This window comes from Cohnella soli (assembly GCF_042655525.1).
GTDB lineage: Bacteria > Bacillota > Bacilli > Paenibacillales > Paenibacillaceae > Cohnella > Cohnella soli.
In genome coordinates, this window is sequence record NZ_JBHSMI010000019.1 from 1 (window position 1) to 16,966 (window position 16,966).

General features: G+C 51.5%; 17 protein-coding genes. 4 read left to right on the forward strand and 13 right to left on the reverse strand.

All coding sequences use genetic code 11. From position 1 onward, the window contains the following. Positions 1–166: 166 nt before the first annotated feature. Positions 167–1,180, reverse strand: a complete 1,014-nt coding sequence (locus ACFPOF_RS09495; protein ID WP_378131918.1) for a YutD-like domain-containing protein — start codon at positions 1,178–1,180, stop codon at positions 167–169. After that, complete coding sequence (lipA, locus tag ACFPOF_RS09500; RefSeq protein ID WP_378131920.1) at positions 1,177–2,082, reverse strand: lipoyl synthase; 906 nt, start codon at positions 2,080–2,082, stop codon at positions 1,177–1,179. Before lipA ends, ACFPOF_RS09495 begins: the two co-directional genes overlap by 4 nt. Before the next feature lie 132 nt (positions 2,083–2,214). Here lipA and ACFPOF_RS09505 point away from each other — a divergent pair, with 132 nt between their 5' ends. After that, complete coding sequence (locus ACFPOF_RS09505) at positions 2,215–3,333, forward strand: M23 family metallopeptidase (RefSeq protein ID WP_378131922.1); 1,119 nt, start codon at positions 2,215–2,217, stop codon at positions 3,331–3,333. Positions 3,334–3,389: 56 nt separating this feature from the next. Here ACFPOF_RS09505 and yunB read toward each other — a convergent pair whose 3' ends face one another. The 8 genes from yunB to ACFPOF_RS09545 all read right to left on the reverse strand — a co-directional run bounded on the left by yunB (position 3,390) and on the right by ACFPOF_RS09545 (position 9,843). Then, positions 3,390–4,346: a sporulation protein YunB gene (gene yunB, locus ACFPOF_RS09510; RefSeq protein WP_378131923.1), complete on the reverse strand. Its 957-nt coding sequence runs from the start codon at positions 4,344–4,346 to the stop codon at positions 3,390–3,392. 107 nt (positions 4,347–4,453) lie between these two features. Next, on the reverse strand, positions 4,454–5,938 hold the full coding sequence (locus tag ACFPOF_RS09515; RefSeq protein ID WP_378131925.1) for a GGDEF domain-containing protein: 1,485 nt from the start codon (positions 5,936–5,938) through the stop codon (positions 4,454–4,456). Positions 5,939–6,167: 229 nt separating this feature from the next. Next, positions 6,168–6,926 (reverse strand): hypothetical protein, encoded by a 759-nt coding sequence (locus ACFPOF_RS09520; RefSeq protein WP_378131927.1) that lies wholly within the window; start codon positions 6,924–6,926, stop codon positions 6,168–6,170. A 63-nt stretch (positions 6,927–6,989) separates the two neighbouring features. Further along, a complete protein-coding gene (locus ACFPOF_RS09525; RefSeq protein ID WP_378131929.1) occupies positions 6,990–7,106 on the reverse strand; it encodes a DUF488 family protein in 117 nt (38 codons plus the stop codon). A gap of 18 nt (positions 7,107–7,124) precedes the next feature. Then, positions 7,125–7,661: a hypothetical protein gene (locus ACFPOF_RS09530; protein WP_378131931.1), complete on the reverse strand. Its 537-nt coding sequence runs from the start codon at positions 7,659–7,661 to the stop codon at positions 7,125–7,127. After that, positions 7,658–8,128: an SRPBCC family protein gene (locus tag ACFPOF_RS09535; RefSeq protein WP_378131933.1), complete on the reverse strand. Its 471-nt coding sequence runs from the start codon at positions 8,126–8,128 to the stop codon at positions 7,658–7,660. The genes ACFPOF_RS09530 and ACFPOF_RS09535 overlap by 4 nt, the downstream gene beginning before the upstream one ends. 220 nt (positions 8,129–8,348) lie before the next feature. Then, positions 8,349–9,167, reverse strand: a complete 819-nt coding sequence (locus ACFPOF_RS09540) for a TrmH family RNA methyltransferase (protein ID WP_378131934.1) — start codon at positions 9,165–9,167, stop codon at positions 8,349–8,351. Then, positions 9,154–9,843, reverse strand: coding sequence for a potassium channel family protein (locus ACFPOF_RS09545; RefSeq protein ID WP_378131936.1), 690 nt, complete (start codon positions 9,841–9,843; stop codon positions 9,154–9,156). Before ACFPOF_RS09545 ends, ACFPOF_RS09540 begins: the two co-directional genes overlap by 14 nt. 140 nt (positions 9,844–9,983) lie before the next feature. On the opposite strand from ACFPOF_RS09545, the gene sspI reads away from it, so the two are divergent. After that, complete coding sequence (sspI, locus tag ACFPOF_RS09550) at positions 9,984–10,208, forward strand: small acid-soluble spore protein SspI (protein ID WP_378131938.1); 225 nt, start codon at positions 9,984–9,986, stop codon at positions 10,206–10,208. Here the strand turns inward: sspI and ACFPOF_RS09555 are convergent. Further along, the gene (locus ACFPOF_RS09555) at positions 10,205–11,389 is read right to left on the reverse strand and encodes an alpha-D-ribose 1-methylphosphonate 5-triphosphate diphosphatase (protein WP_378131940.1); all 1,185 of its coding nucleotides are present in this window, start codon (positions 11,387–11,389) and stop codon (positions 10,205–10,207) included. The genes sspI and ACFPOF_RS09555 overlap by 4 nt on opposite strands. Before the next feature lie 114 nt (positions 11,390–11,503). Between ACFPOF_RS09555 and ACFPOF_RS09560 the strand changes: the two genes are divergently transcribed. After that, positions 11,504–11,953 (forward strand): MarR family winged helix-turn-helix transcriptional regulator, encoded by a 450-nt coding sequence (locus tag ACFPOF_RS09560; RefSeq protein WP_378131942.1) that lies wholly within the window; start codon positions 11,504–11,506, stop codon positions 11,951–11,953. 12 nt (positions 11,954–11,965) lie between these two features. Then, positions 11,966–13,174 carry an MFS transporter gene (locus ACFPOF_RS09565; protein ID WP_378131979.1) on the forward strand — a complete coding sequence of 403 codons (1,209 nt, stop codon included), beginning with the start codon at positions 11,966–11,968 and terminating at the stop codon, positions 13,172–13,174. Positions 13,175–13,657: 483 nt separating this feature from the next. On the opposite strand, the gene ACFPOF_RS09570 is transcribed toward ACFPOF_RS09565, so the two are convergent. Beyond that, positions 13,658–15,244, reverse strand: a complete 1,587-nt coding sequence (locus tag ACFPOF_RS09570) for a peptide chain release factor 3 (protein ID WP_378131944.1) — start codon at positions 15,242–15,244, stop codon at positions 13,658–13,660. 108 nt (positions 15,245–15,352) lie between these two features. Further along, complete coding sequence (locus ACFPOF_RS09575; RefSeq protein ID WP_378131946.1) at positions 15,353–16,894, reverse strand: MDR family MFS transporter; 1,542 nt, start codon at positions 16,892–16,894, stop codon at positions 15,353–15,355. Positions 16,895–16,966: the final 72 nt, after the last annotated feature.

Here is a 16,966-nt window from a genome sequence, read left to right on the forward strand (position 1 = left end):
AGGATCTCTCCACCAGCTGCCCGCCAGCTACGAGGCGACTTGGCTCTTACCTCGACCGGACTTTCACCGGCTAGTTGTGCCTAACTTGGCTAGGCGCGCCGACAATAAAAAGAGGCCATCCCGCTAAAATCCCGCGGGATGGCCTTTTCTATCGTCATGTTGCTTATTATTCACCTTGTCTCGGGGCACCGTTCTCAGTGCGAGGACCGGCTTCCGGTCTCGCGTTCGGCTTCGGTCCGAAGCTTTTGCGTCGGCGGTTCTTGCCCGACTGCCAGCGGCTATCGCCGCGTGTCCCGTCCTGGCGCGCTTGAGGAGGCATAGCCGCCTGCGGCTGACTGCGTTCTGCAATACCTGCGCCATTGACACCGTTCGCTCGGGGAGTACCGCCCGGCACATGCGAAGGGCGCTGATCGGGATAACGCTGTCCGCCCCCTCTGTTGTCCGGGGAACGATTCGATTGCGCTTCCGCTCCGCCCTGCTGGCGCGGATGTTTGTAATGCTGCTGGCGGCCCGCCCCTTGCATACCGCCCTGGCCGCTTGGAGATGGGCGACGGTCTCCGCCGGCTCCGGACGGTCCTCTTCCTTGTTTGCCTTCTTGCGCCGACTTATAGCCGCCGCTGCGAGAACCGGCATATCCGCCCGATTGGGAAGGATCCCGACTGCCGTTAGCGCCTGAGAGTCGACGTTCGGCGTCCGCTGCCGCCCGGGCGACGGCAGACACCGTAATGTTCGGCACGCGAACGGGTCCGCCCGCGCGCTCCTTCAGAGGCCAACGCATAATCGGCCCGCTGGGAGCGGCTGCTGCTGCAGCCGTCTCTGCGGCTTGCCCGCCTGTCTCGCTCAGCGCTACGATCGCTTCCGGCGATTCCTCCCGCGATATTTCGGCGTCCGGAGGCAATGCGTTGACGTCAAGCTTGTGCAGTACAAAGTGCGCGCAGCCAAAATTGCAATATTCGTTAATGTAGTCAACGAAGCTGGAAATCGCCGACTCCTTCGTCGCGCGAGGATGACCGTCCCGATAAAAGCCTCTCAAGCGAAGCTGGTTATAGCCCCAGTCGCCGACAATGTAGTCGAACCGTTCCAACACTTCGCTATATCTTTCGCGAAAAGCTTCCGGATTCCATCCGCTCTTATACTCGTGCGCGAGCGAATACGCATTGCCCCCCGCCATGAAAATCATGTTAGGCTCTCCTCTAGAAGGCCGTTAGTGCGGGCCTCCGCCGATTTCACTTGTTCGTGTGCGTGATAGGAACTGCGAACGAGCGGCGCGGATTCCACATGGGAGAATCCCCGCTTTAATCCTTCTTCCTTTAAAGCCTTGAACTCGTCTGGATGAACGTAACGAACAACGTCGATGTGGGAAGACGACGGCTGCAAATATTGGCCGAGCGTCAATATATTGCAGTCTACTGCGCGCAAATCGTCCATCGCCTGCAGTACTTCTTCGAAAGTTTCGCCAAGACCAAGCATAATACTCGATTTCGTCGGAATGTTCGGTTTCATTTCTTTCGCTTGCCGAATCAATTCAAGCGACCTACGGTATTTAGCTTTCGCCCGAACCCGATTGGACAACCGCTCGACCGTCTCGATGTTATGATTCAGAATGTCCGGATTCGCGTCCATGACGATCTGAAGCGAGTCCCTGTTCCCCAGAAAGTCGGGAATGAGCACTTCAACGCTGCAGAAAGGCATCCGCTTGCGGATCGCCTTAATCGTCTCGGAGAAGATCGAAGCACCGCCATCTTTCAGATCGTCCCTGGCGACGGAGGTGACAACGCAATGCTTCAGCCCCATCTGTTCGGCGGCTTCGGCTACCCGTTCCGGCTCCTGTAAGTCCAGTTCGGTGGGCAAGCCCGTCTTGACGGCGCAGAACCGGCAAGCACGCGTACAGATGTCTCCCAAAATCATAAAGGTGGCCGTACGATTAGCCCAGCACTCGTATATATTCGGGCAGCGCGCTTCCTCGCATACGGTATGAAGCGTCTTGCTGCGCATGACTTGCTTAAGTTCCTGATAAGGCTCACCTGTGGTCAACTTGATCTTGAGCCACTCCGGCTTAGGAGGCTTAGCGCCCGTCTTCATCGGAAATCCCCTCTTTCTGTCCCCCTTATTATAGCACGATTCGGATAAAAACCAATGATCTGTAAACCATACTCCCATACACGTTCAAGCCATGATCCCAGGTCCGGCATTCAGAATCGAGGGGGAGTTTTTTTGCGACTATTCTGGCGAAGAGGGAAAGGCTTCACGCTGCGCACCGCATGTACTGCGTCCGCGTTCGCCGCCGTTCTGTTGACCGTATGCCGATCCGGAACGGCAGGTGCTGCCATCGGAGCATCGTCCGCCTCTGGACCGGCGACAGTCTCAGTCGCAGCGTCATCGCGTTCACAAGATGCTCCGTCCGACGAGATGATGTTTGCCAAAAGAAAACGACTGTATGACGAAATATCCGCGAAAACAGGGCTCGACTGGCAAATGGTAGCGGCGATCGATCAATATGAGCGTACAATATCCCGGGCGCATCCGAAAACAAGACCGAAAAAAGACGACGCCGTCACGGGTGTCTTCGTCCAGGAGTCCGTCTGGAGCGGCAATCTGAATCCCGAGCCCGACGACGACAACCCTTCTTCGATTCGCTTTTTCTCCGGTATTGGGCGAGACGGTTCAGGCGATGGGCGTGCCGACCGAGAACAAGACGAGGACGCGCTTTATTCAGTCGCCGTGCAAGCTTTGCAGCAAGGCATCTCCGATGACGACTTCAGCATCGGCTTGTGGGAGTATTATCACAATACGCGGGCTGTACAGCGCATTTTGCAGTTCGCCCGTCTGTATCGCCATTTCGATCGGCTCGACTTGAAAGGCGGCGCCTTCCCGCTGCCCGTTGGCGATTCGTATTCGTTCCGCAGTACATGGGGAAGCGGCCGAAGCTGGGGAGGCTACCGCATTCACGAAGGGACCGATATTTTCGCCGGCCACGGCACGACCGTCCGCAGCACCTGTTATGGCATCGTCGAAATTAAAGGCTGGAATGCCTTCGGGGGATGGAGGATCGGCATTCGCGATCTCAACAACCTGTACCATTATTACGCGCATTTGTCGGGTTACGAGAAAAATTTGAAAGTCGGCGATATCGTCAAACCAGGGCAAACGATCGGCTGGGTCGGCAGTTCCGGTTACGGACGACCCGGGACGCAAGGCAAATTCCCGCCCCATCTCCACTATGGCGTGTACCGGGACCGCGGTCTTGTGGAATGGGCGTTCGATCCATACCCCATGCTCAAGCGATGGGAGCAGGACGAGTTCAAGATGCGGCGCAGCAAAAAAACGGAATAGGCAGCAGAAAACCCGCCTCGATTCCGTACTCATCGGAAAAGGGGCGGGTTTCGTCTTTAATGTCCTTTATCCTTCTCAAGAGGAAGAGCCGACAACGGCTCTTTGGTCGAATCGTTGCCCGGTAAGACGATCGGCGGCGCCTGAGCGGCGCTGTTGCCGACGGGATTGCCGCTTCCGTCGTAATAATAAGCGGGAACATCTCCGACGACAAGCGCAAAAGACAGCGGAATCGACGTCTCGATCTCCTGGGCTTCCTGATCGAACGGGATAACGACCGCAATCTCGGTTCGTATGCGGACGTCCACTTCCACAAGCACCATATTAATGCCCGCTTCGGACTGCTTCGTCTGAACGTCCGCCTTAACCGCGCTGGCTGGATGGAACTTGACCGATACGGAAGGTCCGATCGACGAAATGAATGGGCTATTGAGCGCGTGTCCGATCGGAATGCGCTCAGGCACATCTTCATAACGCTTCAGCACGCCGGTAACCGTCTCGATCGCTTTCGCCGTAATTGCCATCTGCTGCTTGTAATCGATTTCGAAACCGGTAATTTTGCCTGATTGGTTTGTCTTCCAGCGTATCATTCGATCCGAATCGGCCATCTGCGCAATATTGTCCGTCAAAGCCGCGTTAATCGCTTCCGTCGCCATTTGGTTGACACGCACTTTCGCGAGAAACATAAGCGGCTTGCGCAGTTCCCTGTCGAGGAACAACAGACCCTCTACGATGATAAAGGCGAACAGGAACGCCATAATGAGCCAGAAATGGCGTCGCTTCATCCGTTTGCGGGGTTGCGCCGACTGCCACTTTTTCGCGGGAGCGAGACCGATTTTCGTCGGCGGCGCAAACCAACGGCGGGTGCCCCACTTCCGCGGCGGAGGACGATACGGTGTGCCGTTCGCGCTCCAATTGAATTTTGCGCCCGATCCCCACTTCCTCGGCTGAAGCTTCGGGAATGAGCCCCCGCCCAGCAGATCGAAAGGAAACTTCCTGCCCCATTTTCTGCGCATCCTTTTCCCTCCCCTGTCCAGTAAGGCGGGTCGTCCTTGCTTTCGTTCAAGCTTATGCGGACGAGGAAGGAAAAAGAAGGGCATTAGGCAACTGACGTATGTTTTGCTTATGCTTGCGAACGATAAGTCAGATATTGGTTTTTACCTTGTTCCTTGGCGGCATATAGGGCGATATCAGCTTTCTTGAGCAATGTTTCCTTGTCCTCACCGTGCACGGGATACAGTGCTATACCGATGCTGACGCCTACACTTCCGCCCGCGAGACGGACTTCCCGTGAAACGAGCTCCGTAATCGACTCGATAATGCGGCTAGCAACCCGCTCCGCTTCCTCTTGGCTTACATGCGGGATTGCCACGACAAATTCATCTCCGCCCCATCGCGCCTTTATGCCCTTCTTGCGATCGACACCCCGGAGAATGCATTGGGCTGCGTTTTTCAGCAAAATATCGCCTTCGTCATGACCCATTGCATCATTTACAAGCTTGAAATTATCGAGATCAATCATCATCAAAGCTGTGAAGCCTTTCGTTCTGGCTAATGCGCTCTCCAACAAATTATCGAAGGCAGCTCTGTTTTTTAGCCCGGTCAAGCTGTCGTGAAAAGCATAATAAAGCGGTCTGGCCACCCACTTGGATAACACGTAAGATATGCCGATAGCGACAACAATCATTATGATCAGTTGATTAAAAAACGCCTTTTTCTCTTTAGCAAGAATAGCTTGGAGCCCATTCTCGTTAGAGATAATCTCCAACACTTTGATCTTCGTAGCCCCTTGATCGTACTGGGAATGATACTGAACGTAACGGTATGTAGCCGGTTCGTTGCCCCATTCTCCTTTGTACTCGGTCGCCTGGCCTGATCTCAGTGCTCGTTCGAAGAACGGTCTTCCGACCGGTGATATCTTTAGCTCATGCTTTCCGCTGGTGCCGTAGTAAGTTCCATCTGCGCTCAGCACGTTGATCTCGTCGATAGATGGGGACTGCTTCACGAATTGAGCGATGACATCAAAGAAGTTGAATTCGTTAAAAATCGTCCCTTGCTCAAGCGAATAACCAAGCTCGATGAGATACTTATGGTCGCGTGTCGCGATATAACTGTATTTTTTTAATTCTCCGGTTTTTTGTTGAACGTCGACGCCGTCATAATAAAATGTTCCTGATTCCCTTCTTGCATCCAATATCCCGGAGAATGTTGGGCAGCATTCATGAAAATCTAGGCCAATGTCGGCTTCAAGATTGCTGTAACGGATCACATTGCTGCTATCGATAATGTAAATATCGAAAGAAAGCTGATGCTCCAACGCATCGAGATTCCATTTGCCGAAATCGGGTTGTTGATCGTATAAGTCCAGCAGGTAATAGGACCTCTTCTTCATTTCCGCAACGATGTTGGACCCGAATGCATTGTAAGCCTTTTCAATTGTTTCCAGCGCGTTATTCGCAATCAGTTCGTTCTGGCGAACTTGCTCACGATTGTTCTGGATCGCCTGATCCCGCAATTTCAAATAAGAAGTAATCGAAAACAACAGCGATACCGCAATGGCAAATACGATCATCGTGATTGTCAAAATCATTCCAAAGCGATATCTCATCTGTCTGACCTCCCCGGTACCTCCAATATAACGCAATTAGGTGAATAGCTATTCCGAGTCCGAGGTAATCAAAGTTTCTAACAAAAACGAATCTCACCTTTCAAATTTCGCTTCTATTATACCTCATCTTAGCAAATAGCGCATCGACGACCGGGGTTGTTCCCCCAGGCAATAGTTAACGAGAACACGCCACCGGGCTCCGAGCAGGGAATTACTTTCAAATCCCAGTTCACTGTTTTAATTGCAATCTCTTCAATAAATCGATGAATTGTTTCTTGGACGCCTCCTCTTTATCAAAATTGGAAAACTCCAGTACGAAAATGACTTTGTCTCGTATCGGAATGACAGCGTAATAGACGTCATGAGTGCCGGTCAAGCCAGAGGCGGCTGTACCGTTGTCAGCGTCAAGCGTATATAACTTGCCGCTTCCGATCGGGGTATCAATCGCTTCTTCATTTGTAATTTCGCTATGGTTTGGCTTATACGATTTGAAGTCAAAATCATCCGAATACGGGTACGTAACAACGTTCTCGAGAATAACTCCGTTCTCGTCGATAACGGATGCATCAAAGCGCTCTGCAAATTCTTGGTTACTGTTAGTTGCTGAAAATAAAGCCCGTCCCCATTTACCAATAAGAATCAGGTCGTCATTCATGCGGGGATCCCCGTTACTGTATACAATAAGTGAACCAGGTCCGTCATCTGTTGCTTCAAAATACTCTCCTTTATCACACATTACAAAACCGAATTTCATGCCGGGTTCTGCTGAAGTATTTTCATCTGTTTTTTGATACATCTTTCCAAGCCAATTGAGCTTTTCTGGCGGAGCCTCACATGAATCTGATTTACCGATTAACTCAAGTTTCGAATTCTGATTGTTTACGGGTTCAGTCGATTGTTCCAAGCTCGAAGAATTAATTTTAAGGCTGCAACCGACTGATAAAGAGAGTAGAAAACCAATCACCAATAATGACCCAAGCCATTTCAACCCTTATCACCGCCATGTTTTCTTACCTTGATTCTTTATAGACGAAACTACAACATGGCAAGTTCAAACGCTTGTAGTTCGAAAGGCCACATAGCTCGCTTGAAATTGTTCGAACCGCTCCGGAACATGTCCGCACCAGCGGCACAGCTCCGAACTGGGGGCAATCTCCTTCAGCCACACGACCAACTCCTATCGTTACTAAAAAATGTACTTTCCAACTACCTCCTCATCCCATACTTGAACTTCAATATATCTTTCCGGACCTTTATCTCCATTGATATTCCAATCCTGAGGAAATCCATATTCCTTGATTACATTCAGTATCTCTGTTCTAGAATAGATTTGTTTACGATAAGGTTTTTCATCTTGATATCTCATTGTCGGAAATAGATCTCCGTATGTAAAACTTATTGATTCTTCTGAAAATTCTTCGGACGGGATTGTTATTACTGCAGGTTTTCTGTACCAGGACTCTAACCATTTACACGGTCCCAATGTCATGTAATGCGGGTATGTGTTCTTAGGCATACCACCTTTAGCTATGAATTGGCACCTAGCTAATTGTTCGATTTCTCTTCGAATTAGCATGTATTCCTCTGATCTTCTGCTAGCAAAAACATCGCCTTCGCTTCTTAATTGATGTGATATATGAGTTGCTTCTTCGATGGGGAGCTTGGACAGGTTTCTGAACGGACCATGGTCTTTCTCAAAATAGTGATACAAATGATAGGTCACAAAGAGCTCCTCATTTTTTCTTCAGCCATTAGCTTTAATTGATAATTTCGATGTTCTAAAAAGTTTTTCATATATTTCTTTAGAATAAGTTTTTCAACCGCCTTACCGATAATCCCCAAAGGGGCTTCAAAATATAATGTGTCTCTCATTAATGTCTTTCCATTACGTTGTTTGAATTCGTGTATATGCCTTAAACTCTTAAAAGCCCCATTTTGCATTTCATCGACAAATAAAAATGGTTGTTGATATTCGGTAATCTTTGAAGTTAACCTTTGCCTTACCAAGAAATGAATAGCTTCAAAAGTAACCGTTTCCCCCTGTCCAATCGGACCTGAGGTAACTCCACTGATTGCTTTTTCTTTTGTATGACGCCAAACCGTTTTTGTATGCACTTCAATATCCCTTGCAAGATCAAAGCAGAGTTGTATAGGTGCGGAGATCTCAATTTCAGTCTTAATCGTAATCAAATGATTTCCACCCTTCGTGCCCTTAAAATTCTTTGTTGCCAATATAAATGAGTAAAAACTCCTTATCGCTGAAGTAATTCGAGAAATAGTTGAAAAATCCTACCCTGGTGAGGGCACTTATGAATTGGGCAGGTTTTACGAGTCGGTTTATGAATAGGAATAGAAAAAGACTGGATTTCGCGCTTGGCGATTTCCAGTCTTTTAGATGAGGTCTATTATGTTACCCCATCCGCTGCCGCTGAGCCTCGAACAATAGCACCGTTGCTGCCATTGCCACATTCAGCGACTCTGCGCGGCCGGTCATTGGGATAATGACATTCGCATGCGCGAATGTGCTGACCGCTTCCGACATGCCCGCTCCCTCGTTACCGAAGACGAGCCAGACGTCGCGGCGAAAGTCGTAATCGTAACAGGATTGCGCCGCTTGCAGGCTCGTGCCGACGACCGCTGCCCCTCGATTTGCAGCCTGCGGCAGCAGCAACGACAAGTCCGCTTCCAGCACAGGCACGTGGAACAAAGCGCCCATCGTCGAACGGATTGTCTTCGGATTATACATATCTACCGTGCCTTTGCCCAAGACAACGGCAGTAGCTCCGCTCGCGGCGGCGCTTCTGACGATCGTGCCGACGTTGCCGGGATCCTGCACGCCGTCGAGCACGACGACGAGACCGCGTTCTCCCGCGCCGAACAACGCAACTTCGCTCGGCTGACGTTTGAAAGCCACGGCGAAGATCGGTTGCGGCGTCCCCGTTTCGCTGCACTTGGAGATCACTTCCGGCGACACCGGATACCATCTCGTTCGACCGGATTCGTCCGATCCGACATACGTCTCGAATTGCTCCAGAACATCCGAACCTTCGTCGAAGACGACCGCTTCGAGCGGCCATCCTGCCTCGAGCGCCTCCTTAACGAGATGAACGCCTTCGAGCAGGAACTTACCTTCCCGGTCACGGTGTTTGCGCTCAAGAAGCTTCGCCCATGCTTTCACCTTCGGGTTGGAGATTGATTCGATATAGCTTTCCAAGTTAAGGCTCCGCATGCGCTTGCTCCAGCTTCGTTAGAAGATCGTTCTTGCCGACGATGACAAGCACGTCGTCCTTCAGCAAAGGCTCGTCCGCGCGCGGCGTAATATTCAGCTCACCGCCGCGCTTCACCGCGAGCACGTTGCAATTGAACTTCTGACGAATGTCCAGTTGCTTGAGACTTTTCCCGATCATGACGCTTGGCAGTTTCATCTCAACGATACTGTAATCGGCGGACAACTCGATATGCTCGAGAATACTTGGCGAGATCAGATGGTGCGCCACGCGAAGCCCCATGTCCCGCTCCGGGAACACGACTTTGTCCGCTCCGATCTTGCTGAGCACTTTGCCGTGCAGTTCATTCTGCGCCTTGACGATAATATAAGGGACGCCGAGATCTTTCAGAATCAGCGTCGTTAGTATGCTGGACTGAATATCTTGCCCAATCGCAACGACGACGACGTCGAAATTGCGGATGCCAAGGGCGAGCATCGCCTCTTCGTCCGTCGAGTCCGCAGTGACGGCATGAGTGACGGCATGGGCGACGTCTTGCACTCGTTGCGCGTTATCGTCAACGGCAAGCACTTCGTAACCAAGCTCGGCCAAATATTTCGCGACGCTCGAGCCGAACCGGCCCAGACCGATAATGGCGAATTGTTTTCTCGCATGGCGGGCAAACGTTTTTTTGGACAACGAAATCTTTCCTCCTGTCGTCTCCCTGACTGAAACGTGATTTCATTCATTATAACATAATGGCCGCCGGGCATAACCGTAACGACGATCGGGCAATCTACACGGGAAATTCGGATTTACGATCAGAGGAGGCTCGTCCCGTGGAGTTAGATTTACGGCAGGCGATCGTTCAGAACGTCCGTGATAAAGAAGCCGGTGAACTGGCGGCTATCGTCAACGATTCGATCGACGGTGAAGAAATGGCGCTTCCGGGGCTTGGCGTCTTGTTCGAGATGATCTGGAAAGGCAGCACCGAGGCCGCCCGCAATAAAATGATGACCGTCCTTCACAAGAAACTTAACCCCGCACCGCCGAAAAAGAGTTAACCGATATCCTGCACCGAATAGACAAGCGTGCCGTTCACGATCGTTTGGCGAACGAGCGGCACGTCGCGAACTTGGCCGACGACGATGACGTCCGCGCTTTTGCCCGTCGCGATCGAACCGACTCGATCTGCGCGCCCAAGCGCTTTCGCCGGGTTTAATGTCGCCATGTTAACGGCCTGAGGCAACGGGATACCTTCCTTCTCGAGCTTAAAGATGGCATGTAGCAATGAAGCCGGGTGATAGTCTGAGCATACAATATCTCCTGCTTCTGCCCGAATGGCATCAATCGCTCGCAAGTTCCCATCGTGGGAGCCTCCCCGCACGATGTTCGGAGCGCCGAGACACACGTCCATCCCTTTCGCTCTCGCATACTTCGCTGTATCGAGATTCAGCGGAAACTCCGTTACCGAAGCGTAGAAGCCGAGTGATCGGTTGACCGCTTCTTCACTGTCGTCATCGTGCGACGCGATAGCGATGCCTCGCTCTCTAGCCTCTGCCGCCAATGCCTTTAACTTGCTCCAATCAACTTGAGTTCGCCTCTCCTGCAGTTCTGTGACAATAACGCCGACTTCGTCCAGGCCGACACCTTGATTTTTCATCACATATTTCTCGAATGCACCCGGACGGTGATATTGACCTTGGCCAGGCGCGTGATCCATAAATGAGACGTAATCGAGCAGGTTTTCGTCCATCAGCGTTCTCGCCAGATCGAACCCGGTTAGATGAGACACTTCGTAACGAAGATGAACGCCATGTCGGATCATGGCTCGCTCCTTGCGGAAGTCCTCAGTCATTCTGACGACCTCGGACACAAGATGCTCCCCGCGCAAACTAAGTCCGACCCCGAGCGACAATGAATGGAGCATCGTCGTAATGCCGTGCCCCGCAAGCTTGCGCTCGAAATTCAGAAAAGCCATATCCATCGGGAACAGCGTATTCGGCCTCGGCTCGATCTCCTTCTCGATCGCATCGCAATGCATATCGATCAGCCCCGGCAGCACCCAAGCGCCTTCCGCTTCGATGATCGTTTCGCCGATAGCGTTCTCGTCTTGTTGGCCGCCATCGGTCTTATTGCTCTCTCTAACAGCGATGATAACGCCATGCTCGATAGCGACATCGCCGCGTATAACCCGGTCAGGCAACACAATGTTGCCTCCCTTAATGGTCATTCGATTTCCCATGAGCGTTCCTCCTTCGGACTTCTATTATGAGTTGACAACGAAATTTTGTACAGCTATAGTAAATATAGTTAAGTAAAGTTAACTAAACCAATTGCGATGAAAGGGGAAATTCATATGTCTTCCGACTATCGGTCACTATTCGATGCGATAACCGATGCCTTCAATGAATATTACACCCTCTATAATAAGGGCGCTGCCAAAATCGACGCTTACCAATTGACCGTGCAGCAGGAAAGCATTTTGTTCCACCTGATGCGGAGCGATCGAACGACTGCCAACGATATTGCCTCGCGTTTCTCCATTACGAAGAGCGCTGTCAGCCAGGTACTTACGCAATTGGAGAGTCGGGGTTTTATCGTCCGCGAAAGCAACCCTAACGATCGCCGTGAGTCGTTCATTTTGCTAGGATCTGAAGGACAGAAATATGCGGCACTCATTCATGAGGCGGATGAGACTTTCATTCGTGAACATTTGTCGCAAATCGATCAAACGGATTTGGAGCAAATGCTCCGTACGCTGAAGCAATTTAACGCCGTAATCAAATCGGCCAAAGAGAAAAGATAAGGACTTGAATCAATCATGAAACTACTCAACAAGACTCAACTATCGCTCGGATTAGTATTGTTTAATTTGTTTATCGCTTATGTCGGTATCGGGCTTGTCGTTCCTGTCATGCCGTCAATTGCCCATGAAATGTCGCTATCCGGTCAGACCGTTGGATATTTGATTTCCGTATTTGCATTCGCGCAGTTGCTCGTCTCGCCGCTTGCTGGCGTCTGGGTGAACACACTCGGTCGTAAAAAAATGATCGTGATCGGGCTGTGCCTGTTCGCCGTATCTGAGGTGTTGTTCGGCCTCGGTCACCACATGTCGGTACTGTTTATTGCGCGCATCATGGGCGGCGTCAGCGATGCGTTCATTATGCCGGCCGTGATTACGTATATTGCTGACAAAACAACACTAGCATCCAGGGCGAAGGTGCTTGGTTACCAGGCGGCTGCGATCAGCTCCGGTTTTATTATTGGCCCAGGGCTCGGCGGATTAATCGCCACCTTCGGCATTCGCGCCCCCTTCTTCGTCGCTGCGGCATTCGCATTCGTGGCAGCGCTGGTGTCGTTCTTCATGCTGGAGGAGTCTCTCTCTAAAGAAGAATTGCGGCGATACAGGGAAAACCAACAGAAAATTAGTTTTCTGGCCGAAATCAAAAAGTCGTTCGCTCCCGCTTATTTCGTACCGCTCCTGGTCGTATTCGTACTCTCCTTCGGCCTGGCCGCATACGAGATGATGTTCAGCCTGTTCGTCGACGCGAAGTTCGGCTTCGAGATTCGGCAAATTGCAATTATTATTACGGTCGGTTCAATATTCGGCGTCGTTGCGCAAATTGCGTTTTTCGAAAATATCGTAAAAGCATTCGGAGAACGAAAGCTCATTCACGTATCGCTCGTGATCGCCGCTCTGTTTATCGTCGCCACTGTGTATGTGAATAGCTATTGGGGCATTATGGTCGTATCTTCCATCGTTTTTTTCGCTTGCGATATGTTGCGTCCGGCCGTCACAACGTTGTTGTCCAAATTGGCCGGAGAAAATCAAGGGTTCGTCGCCGGCATGAATTCAACGTACACGAGTCTCGGCATTATCGTCGGTCCTGCCGTGGGAGGCATTCTGTTCGACATAAACATTGATTTTCCTTATTTGTTCGCCGCCTGCTTGCTCATCGTTGCTTTCTTGCTGTCGGCTGTTGGCACGAGAAAAAAAGCTACGACGGCACAATTAGCGAACAAATGACGAACAACCGTGGCGTAACCGTTTCTCGCCCTTTTGTCGATATCCCTTTCGCTCAGTTAACGTCCGAAGGGATCGAGAGCGAGGATGTCGGACGCCCTAGCGGGCGGCATTTTTGTACGATTTATCGTTCAAATTGCGTTTGAGCAACTTCGTCTTTGGCGATTTGTATGATGAACCGTACAAATCGGCTGAGCCTAAGCGACAAAGCGAGAGATTTGTACGACTTTTCACACAAAGTGCCGGAGAGAGGCGACTTGTAACCGGATTTGTACGAAAATCGTACAATAAAGCACGTTTTGATGATCCTGCGACAGTAGCGTTATCGTGTGTGTGCGTTTCTCTCATTTTCCCGTCAAGAGTAGTTGCGTACGGGAAACGAAGCTGAGAGGAAATCCGCGGCTAGGTGTTGTTACTCAGTAAATTAAAACCCTCGCTCCCAAACGGGAAACGAGGGTTTTGCTCATATTTGACACCTGACACCAATCAAGGAGCAACTTCGAGGAATTGCAAATCCGGCATGCGCTCCATCGCCGTTCTCATCGCATATTCATTCTCGAACAACGCAACGGGAATGTCATTCTTGTCTTTGACGAGAGTGGAGTTAATGCGGAACTTCGTCGGATCAACCTTCCCGCCAACGATCCATCTTGCGAATTGGAATTGCGTGCGGAACAGTTGAATGTCGACGCCGTATTCGTTCTTCATCCGATACTCGAATACTTCGAATTGGAGCTGACCGACGACGCCGAGGTACGTTTCCTCGAAGGCGCCGACGGATTGGAACACTTGCACCATGCCCTCTTCCGTCAGTTGGTCGAGCCCTTTCAAGTATTGCTTTTGCTTCAGCGCGTTTTTGATCGACACTTTGGAGAAAATCTCCGGCGAGAACGTCGGCAGCTCGTTAAAGACGACTTCCTTGCCTTCGCTTAAGCTGTCCCCGATACGGAAAATGCCCGGATCGAATAGGCCGATAATGTCGCCCGGATACGCCGTTTCAACGATATCGCGGTCTTGCGCGAGGAACTGCTGCGGCTGAGAAAGTTTGATGTCCTTCCCGACACGGACGTGTTTTACGCTCATGCCGCGTTGGAACTTGCCTGAACAGATGCGCAAGAAAGCGATCCGGTCACGGTGGGCCGGGTTCATGTTCGCCTGGATTTTGAATACGTAACCCGAGAACTTCTCGTCGTTCGGATCGACCGATCCGTCCGTTGTCTTGCGTTCAGTCGGCTGCGGTGCGAGCTCGAGGAAGTTCTCCAGAAACGTCTGAACGCCGAAGTTGTTGACCGCGCTGCCGAAAAACACCGGAGTTAACTGGCCCGTGCGCACCTTCTCGTAATCGAAGGGGTCGCCCGCGACGTCGAGCAGTTCGAGATCGTTCGCAAGCTGTTCCGCCAAATAATCGCCCGCCATCTCGCGGATGATCGGATCGTGGTAATCGTCCGTCTTGCGCACTTCGATCGTATTATGGTCTTTGCCCTGGAATAGCTCGACCTGGTTTTTCATCCGGTCGTACACGCCGCACAGCTCACGTCCCATGCCGATCGGCCAGTTCATCGGAACCGAGCGAATGCCGAGCACGCGCTCAATCTCTTCGAGCAGCTCGAACGGATTTTGACCTTCGCGGTCCAGCTTGTTAATGAACGTGAAGATCGGAATGCCCCGTTTGCTGCACACCTGGAACAGCTTGATCGTCTGCGCTTCGACGCCTTTGGCGACGTCGATCAGCATGACCGCGCTGTCCGCCGCCGTCAGCGTCCGGTACGTATCTTCGGAGAAGTCTTGGTGACCGGGCGTATCGAGAATGTTTACTTGCTTGCCTTCATATTGGAATTGCATAACCGAGGAAGTTACGGAAATGCCCCGTTGTTTCTCGATTTCCATCCAGTCGCTCGTCGCGTGCCGCGCCGCTTTGCGCGCCTTGACCGAGCCGGCAATATGGATCGCGCCTCCGTACAGAAGCAGCTTTTCCGTCAGTGTCGTTTTCCCCGCATCGGGGTGGGAAATGATTGCGAACGTACGGCGCTTCTCTACCTCTTGCCGCAGTTCGTCTTTCGTCTTATCGCTCATCCGTGTTCGAAGTTCCCTTCACGTTAAAATAACAGCTTCCATTATAACATAAGTATGCAAAAAAACTCCGCTATCCTTACGGATAGCAGAGCTCTGGTTGAAGATTTTCTAATGCGACAACGTCGCGCCCTCTTCCTGTTCCCGCTTCTGCAATACTTCATGCTTGAGGAACCAGCAAATAATAAATGCTGCGATGACGAAGAAAATCGAGATGGAGAAAATATGCTGGAACGCATCTGCGAACGCCAATTTGATTCGCTCGACCAGATCCGCCGCAAGACCGCTCGGAATGCCGCCCGTCGCGATATTGTCGGCCGTTCCCTGCGGCAACTTATCGGCGATGTCGGCGACGCCGCCGGTAATTTTGCGCGATAGCAGGCTTCCGAATACGCTCAACCCGATCGTTGCGCCGAGCGCCTGGAACAATTGCACCATACCGAGCGCGATGCCGCTGTTTTCTTTCTCCACCGACTCCTGCACGATCAAGTTGTCGCCGCCGAACAACGCGCCGATGCCGAGACCTAGAATAAAGAACGTCACGATAATGTACATGATCGTCGTATCGATACCGATTTGCGAAAGTAAGTAGAAGCCGACGATCGGCAGCGCGAAGCACACGATAAACAGCGTCCGGTACGGTAACCGCGTAATCAAAAACCCGTTAATGATACTCGACGGTATCGCGCCAGCCATAAAAGCCATCATCAAGTAACCGGCCGCGGTAGGCGTAAGCCCCATTACGTTTTGCGCGAAGAACGGGAAGGTCGCAATGCCGCCCATAATGCCGAGCATTAGAATGAACACTATCATCGATAATACGACGACGTTCCGGTTGCGGAACAGATGGAGCGGAATAATCGGTTCCTTTGCCTTCGACTCAATGTAGACGAGAAGCGCGAACAAGGCGGCGGCTATCGCAAGCAAACCGATAATTAGCGGCGAAGACCAGCTATAGCCTTGATTGTCGATTAGCACCGGAGCCATCAATAGCGACAGCAAACCGAGTACAAGCGTTGTCGCTCCCGCCCAGTCAATCGAACGTTTCTCCTCGCCCAGCTTCTCCCGCATCCCTGCAGAGATGACCGCCGCGGCAACGAGACCGACCGGAATGTTAATGAGAAACACCCAGTGCCAGTTTACGCTGCCGACGATTTGACCGCCGACCGTCGGACCGAGCAATTGCGGAATGATCATCAGCGGTCCGAACAAACTTTGAATTTTGGCACGCTGCTCGAGTGGGTACGTGTCTCCGATAATGACAAGCGCCAAGGGCATTAGCCCGCCTGCGCCGATGCCTTGTATGCCTCGGCCGATCAACAGCCACGTCATCGACGGCGCCATGCCGCAGACGATCGAGCCTGCAATAAACAGCGCGATGCAGCTCAAGTACACTTTTTTCCGACCGTACAAATCCGCCAACTTCCCCAAAATCGGCATAAACATTGTAATCGCCAGCATATAGACGCCTGCGACCCAGCCGTACAACGACAGGCCGTGTAGTTCCCGAATGATCGTCGGCATCGCTGTCGAGACAACCGTCTCGTCAAGCTCTGCAAAAATCAATCCAATCAATAGCCCCGTCAACACAAGCGCTTTGTTATTCGCTTTCTCCACCTTTGCGCCTAATAAGGCGCTTTTGGCTGCTCCCACTTTTACACCTTCCTATCTCATATCCCGCCACTTAGTGGCACTTCCGTTATCTTACGAGTCGAATATGAACGC

Bases quoted from the DNA above. Each gene is read 5' to 3' on its own strand.
- ACFPOF_RS09495 (WP_378131918.1), bottom strand. From the start codon at position 1,180: ATGATTTTCATGGCGGGGGGCAATGCGTATTCGCTCGCGCACGAGTAT.
- ACFPOF_RS09560 (WP_378131942.1), top strand. From the start codon at position 11,504: ATGTCTTCCGACTATCGGTCACTATTCGATGCGATAACCGATGCCTTC.
- lipA (WP_378131920.1), bottom strand. From the start codon at position 2,082: ATGAAGACGGGCGCTAAGCCTCCTAAGCCGGAGTGGCTCAAGATCAAG.
- ACFPOF_RS09515 (WP_378131925.1), bottom strand. From the start codon at position 5,938: ATGAGATATCGCTTTGGAATGATTTTGACAATCACGATGATCGTATTT.
- ACFPOF_RS09540 (WP_378131934.1), bottom strand. From the start codon at position 9,167: ATGCGGAGCCTTAACTTGGAAAGCTATATCGAATCAATCTCCAACCCG.
- yunB (WP_378131923.1), bottom strand. From the start codon at position 4,346: ATGCGCAGAAAATGGGGCAGGAAGTTTCCTTTCGATCTGCTGGGCGGG.
- ACFPOF_RS09555 (WP_378131940.1), bottom strand. From the start codon at position 11,389: ATGGGAAATCGAATGACCATTAAGGGAGGCAACATTGTGTTGCCTGAC.
- ACFPOF_RS09570 (WP_378131944.1), bottom strand. From the start codon at position 15,244: ATGAGCGATAAGACGAAAGACGAACTGCGGCAAGAGGTAGAGAAGCGC.